Below are 17410 nucleotides of genomic sequence, written 5' to 3' on the forward strand. Positions count from 1 at the left end.
TCCCCTCACCAGTGGTGGAAACCGCCGGGCACTGGAGTGCGCCCGGCGGTCGGCGATGTCAGCGGGAATTCCCGGGCGAATTGTCGATCATATCGAGGAGAGATCTTTTCCGGAAGCGTTTTTCGGTGGCATTGCGGTCACATCGTCGTCGGTGGCATTCGATTCGGCCCGGCGCAGTGCCCCGGCGCTCAGCAGCAGGGCGAAGGCGAGCAGGGTGACCAGTCCGAAGGAGACGGTGAGCGAGGTGGCCTGGGCGAGGGCGCCGATCACGGCGGGGGCGATCAGACCGGAGGTGTAGGTGACGGTGGCGACGCCCGCGATGGCCTGGCTGGGGTTGCTGCCGATCCGTCCCGCGGCGGCGAAGGCGAGCGGCACGATCACCGCGATGCCGACGCCGATCAGGGCGAAGCCGGGGATGGCCAGCGCCGGGTGGTCGGCGGCGACCACCAGGACGCCGCCGAGGGTGGCGACCGCCCCGCCCAGCCGGGTGGCGCGGACGGCGCCGAGGCGGCGGATCACCGCGTCTCCGGCCAGGCGGCTGACCGCCATGGTGAGCGAGAAGGCGGTGTACGAGGCGGCCGCGAGGGTGGCGGAGGCGCCGGTGATGTCCTTGAGGTAGACGCCGCTCCAGTCCATCGAGGCGCCCTCGGCGAACACCGCGCAGAAGCCGACCAGCCCGATCACCAGCGAGCTGCGCGGCGGCAGGGCGAAGCGCGGCGGCTCCTCCGCCGCCTCGGGCGCCCGCAGGTCCGGCAGGGCCCGGCAGACCGGCTGGGCGAGGGCGGACAACGCCAGTGCCGTGACGGCCAGCTGGAGGCGGGCGTCGAGGTCCAGGTGGGCGGCCAGGATGCCGAAGCCGGAGGCCAGCAGGCCGCCCGCGCTCCACATCCCGTGCAGCCCGGACATGATGGAGCGGCCGAGGCGCTGCTCGATCTCCACGCCCTGGGCGTTCATCGCGACGTCCGCCATGCCCGCCGTGGCGCCGTACACCAGCAGGGCCGCGCACAGCACCGGCAGTGAGGGGGCGAGCGCGGGTAGGGCGAGGGCCAGGCACCAGAGCGAGATCAGCCCGCGCACCGCGGCCCGGCCGCCGTAGCGGTGGACGAAGCGCCCGGCGAGCGGCATCGCGAGGGAGGAGCCGATGGCGGGCATCACGAGGGCCAGGCCGAGCTGGCCGGGGGAGAGGTCCAGCCGGTCCTGGATCCACGGGATGCGGGTGACGAAGGTGCCGCTGACGGCGCCGTGCACGCAGAAGACCAGCGCGACGCCCAGTCGGGAGCGGCGTGGGTCGGTGAGTGGGTCGGGGGTCGTGACTGTCATGCGGCGTTCCCTCCCGGTCGCGCGTGGCGGGGCGCGACGGTGCCCTGGGGGTGGTCTACGTGCAGGCGGACGGCTCCGCACGGCGGAGTCGTCCGTCCGGTGGTTCGTGCGATCGCCGGTTCGTGCGATCGGTTCGATAAATTATCAGGAAGGGACCCTGATAGAAACACTCTGGAAGGATGATCGGCCATGACCACCGCGCGTACGGCCACGCCGAGCACCGCCCGGGCGATCAACGACCGGCTGGCGCTCAACCTCCTGCTCGAACAGGGCCCGCTCACCGCGACCGAGCTGCGCGACCTCACCGGCCTGTCCCGGCCGACCGTCGCCGACCTGCTCGACCGCCTCCAACGCACCGGCCTGGTAGCCGTCGTCGGCGAACGCGGCGAACAGCGGCGCGGTCCCAACGCCCGGCTCTACGCGCTGGTCGCCTCCCGCGCCCACATCGCCGCCTTCGACGTCCGCGAGGGCGGCGTCAGCCTGGTCGTCGCGGACCTCGCCGGGCGCAGCCTCGCCACCGCCGAGGTGCCGGTCGAGGCGTCGGGCGGGAGCGCGGCCGACGAGGGCACCGCCGCGATGATCGTCCGCACCCTGCTGGAGACCGCGCGCGGCGCCGGCGTCGAGCAGCTGCACACGATCGCGGTCGGCGCCCCCGGCCTGGTCGACCCCGCCACCGGCCGACTCCACAGCACCGGCAAGCTCCCCGGCTGGCACGCCGAACTCCTGGCCGCGCTGCGGGAGCTGCCCGGAACCGACGTCATCCTGGAGAACGAGGTCAACCTGGCCGGCCGGGCCGAGTACCGGGTCGGCGCCGCGCGCGACCGCGACACCTTCGTGCTGATGTGGCTCGGCCACAGCGTCGGCGCCGCCGTCATCCTGGACGGGCGGCTGCGCCGCGGCTTCTCCGGCGGCACCGGTGAGATCTGCTTCCTGCCTGTCCCCGGCACGGTCGGGCTGCCCAGTGCCGACAGCTGCGAGGGCGGCTTCCACGGCCTGGTCGGCAGCGCCGCCATCTGCGCCCTCGCCCGCACCCACGGGCTGCCCGCCGACCCGGCCGGGGACGCGACCGCCGCGGAGGCCGCCGTGCGCGCGGCGCTGACCGAGGGGGCGGCGGGCGAAGCGTTCCTGGCCGAGCTGGCCGAGCGGATCGCGCTCGGCGCGGCCGCGCTCTGCGTGGTGCTCGACCCGGGCTGCGTGGTGCTCGGCGGCGAGGTCGGCCGGGCCGGCGGGGCCGAGCTGGCCGGCCGGGTCGAACGGCGGCTGGCCGGGTTCACCCCGCTGCGCACCGAGGTGCGGGCCGGTACGGCGGGCGGCGGGGCGGTGCTCGCCGGGGCGGTGCTCACCGCCGGGGACGCGGTACGGCGGGACCTGTTCGGCGAGCCGTAGGACGCCCGTCCGCGGACTGGTCCCGGGCCGTTTCCCGTCGGCGTGCCCGGTACGGCAGGATGGCGGACGGGGGGCGCGTACCCCGTACCTCGAACCACCGTCAGGAGTCGCACATGGGCCAGCCCGAGGTGCCGGTCAACCCGTACCGCATCGGTGAGGCGGCGGCGCTGCTCGGCGTCAGCGCGGACACCATGCGGCGCTGGGTGGACGCCGGGCGGCTCGCCGCCGTGCGGGACGAGCACGGGCACCGGATCATCCCCGGCGCCGAGCTCGCCGCCTTCGCCCGCGAGCTGGCCCGGCCGGAGAACGCCGAGGCCGAGGGCCGGCCGTCCTCGGCGCGCAACCGCTTCCCCGGGATCATCACCCACGTGGTGCTCGGCGACGTGGCCGCGCAGGTGGAGGTGCAGGCCGGACCGTTCCGGGTGGTGTCGCTGATCAGCCGGGAGTCGGCGGAGGAGCTGAACCTGGTGCCGGGCGCGCCCGCCACGGCGGTCATCAAGTCGACCAACGTGATGATCGAACGGCGCTAGCGTCTCCCGCCGACCGTTCCACCGACGACGAGTCACGACCTCACCCCCCCCGGCTGTCCGGAAGGATCCGATGAGCCCCGCCACCCCCGCCGACCGCCGCCCGGTGCTCGCCGTCGCCCACCGCGGTGACCCGTACCGCCACCGGGAGAACACCCTCCCCTCCGTCGAGTCCGCGCTCGCCGCCGGGGCCGACGCCGTCGAGGTGGACGTCCAGCTCACCCGCGACCGGGTGCCGGTGCTGCTGCACGACCCCACCCTGGAGCGGCTCTGGGGCGACCCGCGCTCGATCGGCCGGGTCACCACCGAGCAGTTGGACGAGCTGCGCCAGGGCGCACTGGCCGTCCCCACCCTGGCCGAGGCGATCAAGGCCGTGGCGGACGCGAACGGTCCGCGCCTGCTCATCGACCTGGACGACCCCGGCCCGGCCGCCGCCACCTGGTCCGTCGTCACCGGCCTCGGCGCCGAGGAGCTGGTCGCCTTCTGCGGCCACACCACCGCCATGCTCGCCGTGCGCGAACTCAGCCCGGACGCCGAGATCGCGCTCACCTGGAAGCAGCCCCGGATGCCCGCGCCCGCCCTGCTGCGCGACCTGCGCCCGCGCTTCCTCAATCCGCCGTTCGGCCTGGTCACCCCCCGGTTCGTCGAGGAAGCGGCGGACCAGGGCCTCGCCGTCTCCACCTGGACGGCCGACCTGCGCCGCACCATGCGCCGACTGTGCGACACCGGGGCCGCGTCCATCACGACCAACCGGATCTCCGTGCTGCGCTCCGTCGTGGACGGCCGCCGGTGACGGTGGCCGGCACCCCTCGCGGCTGGAGGGCTCCGTCCCGGAACGGCTCACCGCCTTCGCGGGCGGGGGCGTGACGGTGCGGCTCGGGGCGGTCACCCGGTCCTAGAACGGGCGGACCGTCGGATTCTCTGCTGAGATGGGTCGGTTCGGACTCAACGACGACCCCCGTCGGAGGCTGCCGTGTCCGTGGAGCGCCCGCCCGGTGGGCAGCCCGATCACCGCAAGCCGTACCTGATGCTGCCGCCCGCCGTGCGGTGGGCGGCGGCCTGGTCGGTGGCGGTGATCCTGCTGATCACCGTCGGCTCCCTGGTGGTCTTCGCGCTGGTCGAGCTGCGGGCCGCCACCGTGCCGTTCATCCTGGCGCTGCTCGGGGCCTCGCTGCTCCATCCGGTGGTGCCCTGGCTGGTCCGGCGGGGCGTGAGCCGGAGCCTGGCGGCCGGGCTGACCTGCCTGGTGCTGGTGGTCGCGGTGGTCGGGGTGATCGCGCTGCTGGTCAACTCCCTGGTGCACAGCGCCCCGCAGATCGCCGCCTCGCTCCCGGCCGCCGGTCGACGGCTGGCCCAGTGGCTCGGTCCCTTCGGGGTGAAGATCCAGCACGCGCTGGAGAACGCCAAGGGCGAGACCAACTCGCTGGTCTCGGCCCTGACCAATGGCGTGCTCTCGGGGCTCGGCCTGCTCACCCAGCTGGTCACCGGCGCGGTGCTGGCGCTGGCCCTGGTCTTCTTCTTCCTGCGCGACGGCCACCGCACCGGCGACGCCATCCGCGCCACCCTGCCGGGGCGCGGTGCCGACACCGTGGTCGCCTGCGCCGACCGTGCCTTCGAGGCCATGGCCGGCTTCATGCGGGGCACCACCCTGATCGCCCTGATCGACGCGGTCTTCATCACCGTCGGTCTGCTCGCACTCGGCGTCCCCGGCGCCCCCGGCCTGGGCGCGCTGGTCTTCATGGGCGCGTACATCCCGTTCGTCGGCGCGTTCCTGTCCGGCACGGTGGCGGTGCTGGTCGCCCTGGCCGACGGCGGGCTCGGAACGGCGCTGTGGGCGCTGGGCGTGGTGCTGACGGTCCAGATGATCGAGGGCAACGTCCTCCAGCCCGTCATCCAGAGCCGCACGGTGGAGCTGCACCCGGCGACCGTGATGGTCGCCGTCGTGGCCGGCTCCGGCATCGCGGGCATCATCGGAGCCCTCCTGGCGGTGCCGGTGTGCGCGGCGGGCCTGGGGGTGATCGCCGTCCTCCGGGGGCGGTCGGGCGATCGGCAGTAAGTCGGTTGCCCCGGGCGGGTGGGTGTGCGAGCATCCATAATGCGACTTGAGTCGCGATAGAGGCGAAGGGGTGCGGGTGGAGCTGATCGAGGTTGCCGGGGCGGGGGACGGGCCGTACGGATTGGCGGTGGGGCCGGACGGGGGCGTCTGGTTCACCCTGGTGCACGCCGGGGAGGTCGGGCGGCTGGGCGCCGACGGGGCGGTGGAGCGGTTCGGGCTGGGCGCGCCGGGGTGCGGGCCGTCGGTGATCACCGTGGGGCCGGACGGGGCGCTGTGGTTCAGCCGGATGCGGGACCACCGGATCGGGCGGATCACAGTGGACGGGGAGGTCTCCTCCTTCGGGCTGCCGACCGCGAGTGCCGGACCGTACGGGATCGCCGCCGGACCGGACGGGGCGCTGTGGTTCACCGAGATGAACGCCGACCGGGTCGGGCGGATCACCGTCGACGGGGAGGTGACCGAGTACCCCCTGCCGTCGGCCGGGGCCTTCCCCTCGCTGATCACCGCCGGTCCGGACGGCGCGCTGTGGTGCACCCTCAACCAGGCCGACGCGATCGCCCGGGTGAGCGTCCGGGGCGAGGTGACCGTCCACCGGCTGCCCACCCGGGGCACCGCGCCGGTCGGGATCACCGCCGGGGCGGACGGGGCGCTCTGGTACGTCGGGATCGGCGGCGGGCTGGTCGGTCGGATCACCGTGGACGGGCAGGTGACCGAGTACCCGCTCGCCGACCGCGCCTCCAAGCCGCACGCGATCGCCGCCGACCCCGCCGGCTGGCTGTGGTTCACCGAGTGGGGCGCCGGCCGGATCGGCGTGCTCACCCCGGACGGGCGGGTGGACGGCCACCCGGTCCCGGGCCCCGGCGCCGAACCGCACGGGATCGCCGTCGGCCCGGACGGAGCGGTGTACGCGGCGCTGGAGCGCGGGCAGATCGCCCGAACCGGCGGGCTGAAGGGCGGCGCGGTGGACTGACGGGACGTCAAGGTGCTCGTCGGCGGCGGGCGGCAGGGCTCGCCGTCGCCGGTCCCGGTCGGGAGGTCCCGGGCGCGGGCCGGTAACTCGGGCCCAGCGGCCCCGGGCGGGCGGGCCCAAGGGCCCTGGGGTGGGCGGGGCGTGCGTTCGGATCATGGATTCGTCATCCATTCGCACGACGTTCCGAAGGAGTGCGTCCTTGAGCGCCACCCAGGCACAGGGCGACCCCACCTCACCGCCAACGGCCCTGCCACCGCGCCCGGTTCGGGCCGGGCGGCCGGGGGCGGCCCTGGTCAGACTGCTGACCACCACAGACCACAAGACGATCGGCACCATGTACCTGGTGTCCTCGTTCGCGTTCTTCCTGATCGGCGGCATCCTCGCGCTGGTCATGCGCGCCGAACTCGCCCGGCCCGGAACGCAGATCCTCTCCAACGAGCAGTTCAACCAGGCCTTCACCATGCACGGCTCGGTGATGCTGCTGCTCTTCGCGATGCCGCTGTTCACCGGTTTCGCGAACTGGATCATGCCGCTGCAGATCGGCGCGCCCGACGTGGCGTTCCCGCGCCTGAACATGCTGTCCTACTGGCTGTTCATGTTCGGCTCGCTGATCGCCGCCGCCGGCTTCGCGACCCCGCAGGGCGCCGCCGACTTCGGCTGGTTCCTCTACGCGCCGCTGTCCGACGCCGTCCACTCGCCGGGCGTCGGCTCCGACATGTGGATCATGGGCGTCACGCTGTCCGGCTTCGGCAGCATCTTCGGCGCGGTCAACTTCATCACCACCGTCATCTGCATGCGCGCCCCCGGGCTGACCATGTTCCGGATGTCCATCTTCTGCTGGAACGTGCTGCTCACCTCGGTGCTGGTGCTGCTGGTCTTCCCGGTGCTGGCCGCCGCGCTGCTCGCGCTCGAGTGCGACCGCAAGTTCGGCTCGCACGTCTTCGACCCGGCCAACGGCGGGGCGATGCTCTGGCAGCACCTGTTCTGGTTCTTCGGGCATCCGGAGGTGTACATCCTGGCGCTGCCGTTCTTCGGCATCGTCTCGGAGGTCATCCCGGTGTTCAGCCGCAAGCCGATGTTCGGCTACGCGGGCCTGATCGCCGCCACGGTGGCCATCGCCGGGCTCTCGGTGACGGTGTGGGCGCACCACATGTACGTCACCGGACAGGTGCTGCTGCCGTTCTTCTCCTTCATGACCTTCCTGATCGCAGTGCCCACCGGCGTCAAGTTCTTCAACTGGGTCGGCACCATGTGGAAGGGCTCGCTGAGCTTCGAGACGCCGATGCTCTGGACGGTCGGCTTCCTGGTCACCTTCCTTTTCGGCGGTCTGACGGGCGTGCTGCTCGCCGCCCCGCCGATCGACTTCCACGTCTCCGACTCGTACTTCGTCGTCGCCCACTTCCACTACACGCTGTTCGGCACGGTGGTGTACGCGATGTTCGCCGGTTTCCACTTCTGGTGGCCCAAGATGACCGGCAAGAAGCTCGACGAGCGGCTCGGCCGGATCACCTTCTGGACGCTCACCGTCGGCTTCCACACGACGTTCCTGGTGCAGCACTGGCTGGGCGCCGAGGGCATGCCCCGCCGGTACGCCGACTACCTCGCCTCGGACGGCTTCACCACGCTCAACACCGTGTCCACCATCGGGTCCTTCCTGCTCGGCCTGTCGATCCTGCCGTTCCTCTACAACGTCTGGAAGACCGCCAAGTACGGCGAACGCGTGACCGGGGACGACCCCTGGGGCTGGGGCCGCTCCCTGGAATGGGCCACCTCCTGCCCGCCGCCCCGGCACAACTTCGTCAAGCTGCCCCGGATCCGCTCCGAATCCCCGGCCTTCGACCTCCACCACCCGGACATCGCGGCCCGGGACGTGCTGGAGAACACCGGGAAGCCGGCCGCGCACCTGGGCGGGGTGGAACCGGTGAAGTACGACCGGCCGCTGACCCGGGCGCAGCGGGCCCGGGCGTCGTCCTCGTCCGTGTCCCCGTCCGCTGACGGCTGAGGCCGGCGCCCCGAACGGTCGTCCCCGCCGGTGCAGTTGCCCCCGGGCGGGCGGGGACGGCCCCCGCCACTCCCCGTGATCCGTGCGCCCCAGGAAGGCCGGCCCATGACCCACACCGTGCTCGCCATCGGCACCGCCGCGCTCACCGCGAGCGGCTGCGTCTGGTACCTGCCCGCCATCGCCGACCTCCAGGCCGGTGCCGACCGGCCCCGCTCCACCCGTACGGCCGCGGCGGCCTGCGTGCTCTGGTGGGCGGCGCTCGCACTGGCCGGCGGACTGCTGCTCGCCGTGCCCGACTGGCACCCGGCCGCCCAGGTGGCCCTCACCGGGCTGGTCGGCGGCACGGCCCTGCGGCTGCGGGCGGCGTGGGAGCGGCGCGGCGAGCAGCGCGAGAGCGCGGCGCGCTGGGCCGCGCTGGAGGCCGGCCCGGTGCCGCGGAACGGCCGCCCGGCGGCCGTCGCGCTGGCCGGCTGGCTGGTGGTGGGCGCCGCCGTGGCCTTGCTGGGGGCGGTGGCGATCCTGCTGTCCGACGGGGGCGGCCCGGCGGCGAAGCTGGTGCTCGCGGCGGTGAGCGGGACGGGGGTCACGCTCGCGTTCCTGCTGGTGGGGCTGGGCAACCTCCGGCGGCAGGGGCGCTGAGGGGTGTTCACCGGGTGTCCGGGCCGCCGGTAACGGCGTCCGGCCCGCGCCGGCGGGGGGACGGCGCGGGCCGGACGCCGTTGGGCGGGGGCCGAGGGGCGGAGGGATCAGAAGTAGGTCGGGATGTAGGCGTAGCAGGGCTGGGAGTGGCTGTAGACCATGACGTTGCCGGTGTTCTTCCCGACGATGCCGTCCGGGACGATGCTGGGGTTGGTCTGGCTCTGGACCTGCTGGAAGTACGTCACCAGGCCCTTGGTCTGGGGGCCCCAGAGGCCGTCCTCCGCCACCCGGGCGCCGGAGTTGCCCGCGACGTTGGTGACCCAGTCGTTGAGGAGGGTCTGCACGCAGTGGACGGAGTTGTAGCTGTTCGGGTAGCCGTCGCCGATGTACGAGGCGGTGGTCGACGCCTGGGCGGGGGCGGCCAGGGCGAGGGTGGCAGCCGCGGTGGCGAGGGCGAGGGTGGTCTTCAGGGCGAGCTTGGTGCGCTTCACGGAGGTCCTTCGGTCGGTCCGGTGGGTCGGGCCACCAGCCAAACAGTGCGCGGGCCGTCCCACGAGGCCCGCACGTCCCGGGACGGGGGAAGGGACGGTCGAGCCGTGCCGGAGCGTCCCGCGATGGGGCCGTTGGGCCCTGGGCCGGTACCGCCTCGCGGGGATGATGCGGTGGGCCCCGCTGTTCGTGTGCGGGGGTGACGAGGGCGGAGCCGCGTGATGGCGACCATGGCGGAGGGTGCCGGGGCTTCGGCGCCGGTCCGGGTGTTCCTGCTGGACGACCACGAGGTGGTGCGCCGCGGTGTGCACGACCTGCTGGACGGCGAGTCGGACCTGGTGGTGGTGGTCGGGGAGGCCGCGACGGCGGAACAGGCACCGCATCGGCCGGTGACCGGAACGGCGGCGTCCCCTACGCTGGGCCCGGGCACCGCCGACGGAGGGACCGTGACACCGTGTTCGACCCCGTGATCGCCGCGCTGTACGAGCGGGACGAGACCAGCCGGACGCTGGGGATCGCCCTGGAGGAGGTGTCCGCCGGGCGCGCGGTGATGCGGATGACGGTGGCCGCGACGATGGTGAACGGGCACGGCACGGCGCACGGCGGGTTCCTGTTCCTGCTGGCCGACGCCGCGTTCGCGTACGCCTGCAACAGCCACGGCCCGGTGACCGTCGCCCAGGCGGCGCAGGTGGCCTTCCTGGCCCCGGCGGCCGTCGGGGACGAGCTGGTCGCCGAGGCGGTGGAGCGCTCGCGGGCCGGGCGCAGCGGGATCTACGACGTGACGGTGCGTCGGACGGGCGGCAGGGTGATCGCCGAGTTCCGCGGGCAGAGCGTGGTCATCGGGGGCCGGCCGCAGCACGACTGAGCCGGCCCCCGTGCGGTCAATCCCGGGGGCGCTCGTCCAGGACCTGTTGGAGTTTGCCGGTCCGGGGGTTGGTGACCAGTTCCGAGCGCGGCACCCACTCCACCGTGAGGTGGTGGATGCTGCCGACGGCGACCTCCGACGGGTAGAGCGGCAGGGCCGCGTAGACGGCGTCGACGAGCCGGCCGGCGAGGTCGGCGGGCGGCGGCTGGCCGATGTGGCCGAGCCGCAGGACGACCCCGTCCCGGCCGTTCCAGCGCCGTTGCACCAGCTGCATCCCGGCGATGTGCTGCTTCGGGTCGGCGGCGAGCAGGACGGTCCGGATCTCCTCGGTGGGCAGGGTGACGGTGCCGACCCGGGCGCCCTCGGCGGAGCGGCCGAGCAGGCGGAAGCGGCGGCACTCGCCGTCGACCCATTCGGCGCGGTCGCCGGTGGGGTAGCGCAGGATCGGCATCAGGGTGCGGAACAGGTTGGTGACCACCACCCGGCCGGGTGTGCCGGCGGTGGTGACGGGCTCGCCGGTGACCTCGTCGAGCAGTTCCACCACCGTGCGGTCGGCGAAGGCCTCGTGGACCCGGACGTCCTCGCCGGGGACGGGCGCGCCGACCAGCCCGGCGTCGTTGGAGGCGTAGCCGACCGAGGCGACGGCCGCCCGGGGGAAGGCGCGGGAGAGCAGCGGGCGCAGGTCGGCGAAGAGCAGGTCGCCGCCGAACAGCAGCAGTTCGACGCCGTCGGCGCGTTGCCCGCGGGCGACCAGGCACTCGGCGACGGCGCTGAGCTTCATCGGCTCGCCGGCCAGGACGTGCACGCCGAAGCCGGTGATCAGGTCGGCGACGTAGTCGTCCGGGGCGGCTCCGCCGACGCCGAGGCGGACGTTGTCCACCGGGGCGTGGTGCAGGGCGTTCTCGATGTAGAGGAAGCCGCCGTAGAGTTCGCCGGCGACGAACAGGTTGGCCACCCGGTGGCCGGGCCGCAGGCCGGCCCGGACGAGGCCGGCGCCGAAGGCCGTGACCGAGTCCGCGTGTTCGGCGCGGGTCCACGGGGAGAACTTCGGGACGCCGGTGGTGCCGCCGGTCCTGTAGACGCCGGCGTCGGTGAGCGGGCCGGTGAGCACCCGGTTGTCGGGCCAGGTGTTGGCGGCCCAGAACGCGGTCTGGTCGATCACCGGGAGCCGGTCGAGCCGGTCGACGTCCGGCGGGAGGTCGCGGTAGAGCTCGGCGTAGAACGGCGAGTTGGCGCGGGCGAAGCGGACCAGCTCGGCGAGGGGCTTGGCGGGCATGGCGGGACTCCGTGGGTCAGGTCGTGGATCAGGACGCGGGCGGGGGATGCCCGAGCCAGGTGCGGGCGAGGGCCTGGACGGCGGAGCCGTCGGGGTCGGCGAGTTTGGCGGCCAGGTAGTCGGCGGCCCAGGCGTTGGTGGGCACCCGGAACGGCGGGTGCCGTTCGCCGAGGGTCCGGACGACGACCTCGGCGACCTCCCGGGCCGGCTGGCCGGCCGACTCCCAGCCCTGGCCGCCGATCCAGGCGAGGTAGCCGGCGAAGGTGGGTGCGTACGGTCCGGAGGCGGCCTGGAGGGTGGCCCGGTTGACGTCGGGGAAGACGCCGAAGCCGGTGTCCGGGACGAAGCCCGGCACCACCAGCGAGACCCGGACGCCGTGCGCCGCCGCGACCGGGGCGAGCGCCTCCATGAAGCCCTCGACGGCGAACTTGGCGGCGCAGTAGGCCTCGTTGAACGGCTGGCCGACCACACCGTGCACGCTGCCGACGGTGACCAGCCGGCCGCCGGTGGCGCGCAGCAGCGGCATCGCGGCCCGGCTGACCGTGGCGACGCCGAAGAAGTTGACGTCCAGGTTGGCGCGCAGCGCCGCGTCGGTGGACATCTCCAGGGTGGGGTCGGAGTTGGAGACGCCCGCGTTGTTGACGACGGCGTCGAGCCGTCCGTACGTCCGCCGCACGGAGTCCAGGCAGTCGGTGACCGACCCGGGGTCGGTGACGTCCAGCCGGCGGACGTCCACGGTGGCCCCGGCGGCCCCGGCGGCGCGGTGCAGGGCCGTCGCCCGGGCGGGCTCGCGCACGGTGGCGACGGTGGTGTACCCGGCCCGGGCCGCGGCGAGGGCGGTGGCCAGGCCGATGCCGGAGGAGGTGCCGGTGATCAGCAGGACCCTTCCCGCCGGGTCCGCCGGGTGCGGATCGCTCATGCGCCCGCCCCCGCCGGCGGCTGGTCGGCCCCCTCGCGGCCGGCGGCGTCCAGGAGCGGCTGGAGACCGAGGGCGGGGACGAAGGAGCAGGCGGCGAGCAGGGTGCCACCGGCCATCACCGCCCGGGTGGCGTCCAGGATGCCGAGCGGTCCGGTGAGCAGGGTGACGGCGAGCCCGCCGACCAGGGCGGCGAGCGGGATCACCCCCCAGGTCACGGTCCGGAAGGCGGCGTGCATGACGCCCTGGTTGCGTGCGGACATCCGGGACTGGCGGGCGGGGGCGCTGCACACGTTGATGCAGGACATGAAGAAGCCGTAGCAGCCCATGGTCACGGCGATCACCGGGCCGGGCGGCAGCGCGGGCGCGGCGAGCACGCCGAGGCCGACCAGGCAGTGCAGCAGCAGCGACCACGCCATGGTCCGCCCCAGGCCGAACCGCCGGGAGAGCCGGGGCGCGACCACGGCCCCGAGCAGCGCGCCGAGCGCCGCGACGGACATGGCCGCGCCGAAGACGCCGACCCGCACGCCCAGGCCGCGGTAGGCGAGGACGGGCAGCACGGTGACGAACACGGGGCCGCCGGAGTTGAGGGTGACGGCCGCCAGCACCACCCGGCGCAGCACCGGGTCGGCCCAGTTGAGCCGGAAGCCGAGGGTCAGCCGCTCTCGGATCGAGCCCTCCTCGACCGTCCGCTCGCCCCAGGGCCGCATGTACCGGAAGCAGACCGCCGAGACCAGGTAGCTGGCCGCGTCGACCAGCAGGGCGGCCACCCCGAGCGCGCCGTAGAGGGCGGCGGCGACGGACGGCCCGGCGACCTCGGCGACCGAACCGCTGCCCTCCAGCCGGGAGTAGGCGCGGACCATCCCGTCCTCGGGCACCACGGCGGGGACGGCGACCAGGTAGCCGACGTTGAAGAAGATGGTCGCGCCGCTGATGACGGCCACGCAGCCGAAGAGCAGCGGGGTGGAGAGCGCGTCGAGCGCGTACGCGAGCGGGATCGCCGCGACGGCGCCCAGCCGGACCAGGTCGCAGGCGAGCATCGTGCGGCGCTTGTCCCAGCGGTCCACCAGCACACCCGCGACCGGCCCGAGCAGCGGGATGCCGAGGTACTGGGCCATCGCGACCACGCCGACCTGGAGGGCGGAGGCGTGCAGCACGAAGATCATCAGGGTCGGGACGACGAAGACGGTGACCTTGTCGCCGACCAGGCTGACGGTCTGCCCGGCCCAGAACAGCGAGAAGCCGCGGCCGAGGGGTGACTCCTCGGGCCGGGCCCGGGCTGCTTCCGCGGTCACGACTGCTCCCGGACGACCAGGGCGGCGGTCTTGCCGGTGCGGCCGTTGCTGACCAGCTCGTCCACCGGACGCACCCGGAAGGACCCGGGGTCGTGCTGGAAGGCGGTGCTCAGGGTGGAGGTGTCGCCGAACAGCTCCTTGCGCAGCCGCTCGACGTCCGGGGCCGCGCCCTGGCCGGCGGCCAGCACCAGCACCTCCACGCCGGTGGCCCGGCCACCCTGTTCGGTGAGCACCACCTGGGCCCGGGCGACCGCCGGTTCTCGCTCGGCCCGGGCGATCAGCTCGTCCACGTCCAGCCCGAGTCCACGCACCTGGACGACGCTGTCGCGCCGGCCCAGGACGCGCATCGCCGGCTCCGGGCGGCCGCACGGGCAGGTGGTCAACTCGCCCGCGTCGCCGGTGCGGTAGCGCAGCACCGGGTTGAGCACCTCCGGGTCGAGGGCGGTGAAGTCCAGCAGCCCGCCGGCGTCGGCGTCGACGTGCACCAGCTGCTCCGGCAGCGGATGGAAGACGTCCGCCGGGCAGTGCGGGGTGTTGGTGCCCACCACCCAGGTCTCGGTGCTGCCGAACATGCCCCAGCGCCGGGCCAGCGGGGCCACCGCGGCCAGGTCCGCGTCCAGCTGCGGCTGCCAGGCCTCGCCGAGCCACAACACCTTGCGCAGCGAGGGGAGTTCGAGCCCGGTGGCGCGGGCGTGCGCGAACCAGAGCCGTAGCACGCTGGGAGTGCCGCCGATGGCCGTCACCCGGCGGGCGGCCAGGAACTCCAGCCAGGCGCCGTACTCCTCCCGGGCGACCGAGCCGAGCGCGATGATCCTGCAGCCGGAGAGGTCGGCCAGCGCGGCGGCGAGGAAGTGGGCGCCCCACATCCGGCCGGCGCCCCAGGCGTTGACGAAGACGTCGGTGCGGTCGAGCGGCTGCCAGTGGGCGTGCACACCGGCCATGTAGAAGCCGGTGGGGGCATAGCCGACCTTCGGGGCGCCGGTGCTGCCGCCGCTCTGGAACAGCCAGGTGGCGGACCGTTCGGCGGCCGGCTCCAGGTGGGCGAGGGCGGTGTTGAGGTCGTCCTTGGCCAGCGGCGGGAGTTCGGCCAGCCGCTCCAGCGAGCCGGCGTCGAGGTGCCCGGGGTAGCGCCCGGCCAGGGCGGGGACGCTCCGCAGCCGCTCCAGGGTGCGCCGGGCCACCCGGAGTCGGGGCGCGGCGGCCTCCGGGGTGAGGGAGAAGGCGGTCATCGGGCATCCGTCCGGTGTCGGGAGGAGAGGCGGTCGAGGGTGCTGCCGGGGGAGAGGGTGAGCGGGCGGGCGCCGTCGGCGAGCCACTCGGCGTGGCCGTCCCGGTAGGCGGCGAACCGGGCCCGGGTGACGTCCCGTTGCAGGGCGCGGTCCGGGTCGGTGAAGTCCGGGGCGATCACGCCGTCGGGCTCCAGCTCGGAGAACCAGTACCGCTCGCCGTCGTGCAGGAAGTCCACGCAGAAGAACGGGATCGGCAGCCGTTCGGCGAACCAGGCGGTGGCGGCGGCGAGTTCGGGCGGCACCGGGGGGAACTCCATGGCGCCGCCGCGGCTGGCGTTGGCGACCGGGGAGCCGGGTTCGGGGGTGCGCTTCATCACCGCGTACGGCCGTCCGTCGACCACGTAGACCCGGTAGTCGATCGTCCCGTCGCCCAGGTACGGCTGGATCACCAGGGTGGTGTCGCCGCCCTGGGCGAGGCTGGCCAGGCCCCGGACGTCCTCGGGGCCGCGGGCCAGGTTGATCCCTCCGCCGCCGCACCAGCCGGAGGGTTTGACGATGGCCGGGTAGGTCATGTTCCCGAGTGCGACCTCGTAGCCGTACTTGGCGGTGTCCCGGCCGGTCCCGATCCGCACGGTGGGGATGGTCGGCACCGGGGAGCCCGCCAGGAACAGCAGGGTGGCCAGTTTGTCGTTGCCGATCAGCGACACCTGCGGCGGGAACGGCAGGTAGAAGCCGGCCTGTTCGAGCACCGCGTACAGGGCGTACTGGTTGAAGACGTCCATCGACTGGTACGGCAGTGAGTAGAGCGCCGTGATGAACAGCGTGTCCTCGGGGGCCACGGGCTCGTCGTCCACGTACACCCGGGGCCGGCCGGGGGCGGTGGCGTCGACGGTGACGGCGTCCGGGGCGTGCCGGCTCCAGCGCAGCCCGAGGTCGGCGGCGCTCTCGGCGTAGAGGTCCCAGAAGAAGTCGTGCCACAGCGCGGTCATCCGGGAGGACTCCCGGTCGGGGAAGATCCAGCACATCCGGCGCAGTCCGCCGGCCGGGTCGGGGGTGCTCATCGGTCTCCTCGGGCTGCGGGCGCGGCGGAGGACTCGGCCCACCAGCGGCGGCCGGCCTCGGGCAGGGTGTCCACCGGGTCGTAGTAGGGGTGGCGCCGGTCGAGCGCGGGTTCGTCGGCCGGGTCGCTGTCCAGGCTGGTGCGGTAGTTCTTGGTCCAGTACGAGACGCCGCGCTCGCGGTCGTACGCCACGGCCTGGTGCACCCAGCGCTTGCCGACCCGGGGGACGTCGCAGACCAGGCGCGGCGTGGCGTAGCCGGGCAGGTAACCCATGATCGCCTCCTGGAGGTGCTGCGCCCGGTGCAGCGGGGTGCGCCAGTGCTCGGCGCCCGGGACGAGGTCGCAGAGGTAGAAGTAGTACGGCAGGACGCCGGCCTCGCCCTGGAGGGCGAAGCAGAGGTCCAGCAGGGCCTGCGGGGTGTCGTTGATCCCGCGCATCAGCACGCCCTGGTTGCGCACGTCCCGTACGCCCGCGTCCAGCAGGGCCCGGGCCGCCTCGGCGACCAGCGGGGTGACGGACCGGACGTGGTTGGCGTGGGTGTGCACGGCCAGGTTGACGGCCCGGCGGGCGGCGACGGCGGCGACCCTCGCCACGCCCGCCAGGACCGGCGGTTGCAGCCAGTGCTGCGGCAGGCCCACCACGGCCTTGCTGGCCAGCCGGATGTCCCGCACCGTGCCGAGGTCCAGCAGCCGCAGCAGGAAGGACTCCAGGCGCGGCCAGGGCACGTTGGCGAGGTCGCCGCCGGACACCACCACGTCGCGCACCGAGGGGGTGCGCTTGAGGTAGTCGAGCATCTGCTCCTGCCGGTCGGCGGGGCGCAGCAGCAGCCGGGTCTTGGCCACCTGCGGGGTGGAGGTGCCGACCAGGTCCATCCGAGTGCACTGGCCGCAGTACTGGGGGCAGGTGGCGGTCAGCTCGGCGAGCACCTTGGTGGGGTAGCGGTGGGTCAGGCCCTCCACCGCCCACATGTCGGCCTCGTGCAGCGAGTCGCGTTCGGCCAGCGGGTGGCTGGGCCAGTGCGGGTGGCGGTCCGAGCGCACCGGCAGCATGTAGCGGCGCACCGGGTCGGCCAGGAAGGCCTCGGTGAAGGCCCGTGGGTCGGTCGGGGCGTCGGTCGCCATGGTGTTCAGCACCTGCGGCGGCAGCAGCATCGGCATGGTGGCGAACTCCGCCTGGTCGGCGGCGAGTTCACGGTAGAAGTGGTCGGTGAGCAGCTCTCCGACGACGGCCCGCAGCTGGCGGGCGTTCCGGACGGAGTGGGCGCGCTGCCACTGGGCGTCGCGCCACTGCGCCTCGGTGACGCGGCGCCAGCCCGGCAGCCGGCGCCAGTCCGGTTCGACCAGCGCCGTCCGCGCGTACTGGTACGGCTGGCGGATCAC

General features: G+C 74.0%; 17 protein-coding genes. 9 read left to right on the forward strand and 8 right to left on the reverse strand.

Annotated elements, in window-relative coordinates:
- Nucleotides 1-87: 87 nt before the first annotated feature.
- The gene (locus ACH4J0_RS11565; protein WP_396238719.1) at nt 88-1320 is read right to left on the reverse strand and encodes an MFS transporter; all 1233 of its coding nucleotides are present in this window, start codon (nt 1318-1320) and stop codon (nt 88-90) included.
- Nucleotides 1321-1509: 189 nt separating this feature from the next.
- Here ACH4J0_RS11565 and ACH4J0_RS11570 point away from each other — a divergent pair, with 189 nt between their 5' ends.
- The 7 genes from ACH4J0_RS11570 to ACH4J0_RS11600 all read left to right on the forward strand — a co-directional run bounded on the left by ACH4J0_RS11570 (nt 1510) and on the right by ACH4J0_RS11600 (nt 8900).
- Complete coding sequence (locus ACH4J0_RS11570) at nt 1510-2706, forward strand: ROK family transcriptional regulator (protein WP_396238721.1); 1197 nt, start codon at nt 1510-1512, stop codon at nt 2704-2706.
- Between the two features lie 113 nt (nt 2707-2819).
- A complete protein-coding gene (locus ACH4J0_RS11575) occupies nt 2820-3236 on the forward strand; it encodes a molybdopterin-binding protein (protein ID WP_396238723.1) in 417 nt (138 codons plus the stop codon).
- A 70-nt stretch (nt 3237-3306) separates the two neighbouring features.
- The gene (locus ACH4J0_RS11580; RefSeq protein WP_396238725.1) at nt 3307-4026 is read left to right on the forward strand and encodes a glycerophosphodiester phosphodiesterase; all 720 of its coding nucleotides are present in this window, start codon (nt 3307-3309) and stop codon (nt 4024-4026) included.
- A 180-nt stretch (nt 4027-4206) separates the two neighbouring features.
- Nucleotides 4207-5289: an AI-2E family transporter gene (locus ACH4J0_RS11585; protein ID WP_396238727.1), complete on the forward strand. Its 1083-nt coding sequence runs from the start codon at nt 4207-4209 to the stop codon at nt 5287-5289.
- 70 nt (nt 5290-5359) lie between these two features.
- Nucleotides 5360-6259, forward strand: coding sequence for a virginiamycin B lyase (locus ACH4J0_RS11590; RefSeq protein ID WP_396238959.1), 900 nt, complete (start codon nt 5360-5362; stop codon nt 6257-6259).
- 334 nt (nt 6260-6593) lie between these two features.
- Nucleotides 6594-8261: a cytochrome c oxidase subunit I gene (ctaD, locus tag ACH4J0_RS11595; RefSeq protein ID WP_396238961.1), complete on the forward strand. Its 1668-nt coding sequence runs from the start codon at nt 6594-6596 to the stop codon at nt 8259-8261.
- Between the two features lie 105 nt (nt 8262-8366).
- Nucleotides 8367-8900, forward strand: a complete 534-nt coding sequence (locus tag ACH4J0_RS11600) for a hypothetical protein (RefSeq protein WP_396238729.1) — start codon at nt 8367-8369, stop codon at nt 8898-8900.
- Between the two features lie 107 nt (nt 8901-9007).
- Here the strand turns inward: ACH4J0_RS11600 and ACH4J0_RS11605 are convergent, their stop codons facing one another.
- Nucleotides 9008-9391: a peptidoglycan-binding protein gene (locus tag ACH4J0_RS11605; RefSeq protein ID WP_396238731.1), complete on the reverse strand. Its 384-nt coding sequence runs from the start codon at nt 9389-9391 to the stop codon at nt 9008-9010.
- Nucleotides 9392-9610: 219 nt separating this feature from the next.
- Here ACH4J0_RS11605 and ACH4J0_RS11610 point away from each other — a divergent pair, with 219 nt between their 5' ends.
- Both ACH4J0_RS11610 and paaI read left to right on the forward strand, forming a co-directional pair.
- Complete coding sequence (locus tag ACH4J0_RS11610) at nt 9611-9859, forward strand: hypothetical protein (RefSeq protein WP_396238733.1); 249 nt, start codon at nt 9611-9613, stop codon at nt 9857-9859.
- A complete protein-coding gene (paaI, locus tag ACH4J0_RS11615) occupies nt 9844-10254 on the forward strand; it encodes a hydroxyphenylacetyl-CoA thioesterase PaaI (RefSeq protein WP_396238735.1) in 411 nt (136 codons plus the stop codon). The genes ACH4J0_RS11610 and paaI overlap by 16 nt, the downstream gene beginning before the upstream one ends.
- Before the next feature lie 16 nt (nt 10255-10270).
- Here the strand turns inward: paaI and ACH4J0_RS11620 are convergent, their stop codons facing one another.
- Genes ACH4J0_RS11620 through ACH4J0_RS11645 form a run of 6 tightly spaced genes read right to left on the reverse strand, consistent with a single transcriptional unit; the run spans nt 10271 to nt 17410 of the window.
- Entirely contained in the window at nt 10271-11530 is a 1260-nt protein-coding gene (locus tag ACH4J0_RS11620; RefSeq protein WP_396238737.1) for a phenylacetate--CoA ligase family protein, read from the reverse strand.
- 28 nt (nt 11531-11558) lie between these two features.
- A complete protein-coding gene (locus tag ACH4J0_RS11625) occupies nt 11559-12449 on the reverse strand; it encodes an SDR family NAD(P)-dependent oxidoreductase (protein ID WP_396238739.1) in 891 nt (296 codons plus the stop codon).
- The gene (locus ACH4J0_RS11630; protein ID WP_396238741.1) at nt 12446-13741 is read right to left on the reverse strand and encodes an MFS transporter; all 1296 of its coding nucleotides are present in this window, start codon (nt 13739-13741) and stop codon (nt 12446-12448) included. The genes ACH4J0_RS11625 and ACH4J0_RS11630 overlap by 4 nt, the downstream gene beginning before the upstream one ends.
- Nucleotides 13738-14970 (reverse strand): AMP-binding protein, encoded by a 1233-nt coding sequence (locus ACH4J0_RS11635; RefSeq protein WP_396238743.1) that lies wholly within the window; start codon nt 14968-14970, stop codon nt 13738-13740. Before ACH4J0_RS11635 ends, ACH4J0_RS11630 begins: the two co-directional genes overlap by 4 nt.
- A complete protein-coding gene (locus tag ACH4J0_RS11640; protein WP_396238745.1) occupies nt 14967-16031 on the reverse strand; it encodes a RimK family alpha-L-glutamate ligase in 1065 nt (354 codons plus the stop codon). The genes ACH4J0_RS11635 and ACH4J0_RS11640 overlap by 4 nt, the downstream gene beginning before the upstream one ends.
- Complete coding sequence (locus ACH4J0_RS11645) at nt 16028-17410, reverse strand: KamA family radical SAM protein (protein ID WP_396238747.1); 1383 nt, start codon at nt 17408-17410, stop codon at nt 16028-16030. The genes ACH4J0_RS11640 and ACH4J0_RS11645 overlap by 4 nt, the downstream gene beginning before the upstream one ends.

The organism is Kitasatospora sp. NPDC017646 (assembly GCF_044329365.1).
GTDB lineage: Bacteria > Actinomycetota > Actinomycetes > Streptomycetales > Streptomycetaceae > Kitasatospora.

What these genes read in the sequence shown, in the direction of transcription:
- ACH4J0_RS11620 (WP_396238737.1), bottom strand. Translation starts at nt 11,530, where the DNA reads ATGCCCGCCAAGCCCCTCGCCGAGCTGGTCCGCTTCGCCCGCGCCAAC.
- ACH4J0_RS11640 (WP_396238745.1), bottom strand. Translation starts at nt 16,031, where the DNA reads ATGAGCACCCCCGACCCGGCCGGCGGACTGCGCCGGATGTGCTGGATC.
- ACH4J0_RS11570 (WP_396238721.1), top strand. Translation starts at nt 1,510, where the DNA reads ATGACCACCGCGCGTACGGCCACGCCGAGCACCGCCCGGGCGATCAAC.
- ACH4J0_RS11565 (WP_396238719.1), bottom strand. Translation starts at nt 1,320, where the DNA reads ATGACAGTCACGACCCCCGACCCACTCACCGACCCACGCCGCTCCCGA.
- ACH4J0_RS11575 (WP_396238723.1), top strand. Translation starts at nt 2,820, where the DNA reads ATGGGCCAGCCCGAGGTGCCGGTCAACCCGTACCGCATCGGTGAGGCG.
- ACH4J0_RS11600 (WP_396238729.1), top strand. Translation starts at nt 8,367, where the DNA reads ATGACCCACACCGTGCTCGCCATCGGCACCGCCGCGCTCACCGCGAGC.
- ACH4J0_RS11580 (WP_396238725.1), top strand. Translation starts at nt 3,307, where the DNA reads ATGAGCCCCGCCACCCCCGCCGACCGCCGCCCGGTGCTCGCCGTCGCC.
- ACH4J0_RS11610 (WP_396238733.1), top strand. Translation starts at nt 9,611, where the DNA reads ATGGCGACCATGGCGGAGGGTGCCGGGGCTTCGGCGCCGGTCCGGGTG.
- ACH4J0_RS11635 (WP_396238743.1), bottom strand. Translation starts at nt 14,970, where the DNA reads ATGACCGCCTTCTCCCTCACCCCGGAGGCCGCCGCGCCCCGACTCCGG.
- ACH4J0_RS11625 (WP_396238739.1), bottom strand. Translation starts at nt 12,449, where the DNA reads ATGAGCGATCCGCACCCGGCGGACCCGGCGGGAAGGGTCCTGCTGATC.
- ctaD (WP_396238961.1), top strand. Translation starts at nt 6,594, where the DNA reads ATGTACCTGGTGTCCTCGTTCGCGTTCTTCCTGATCGGCGGCATCCTC.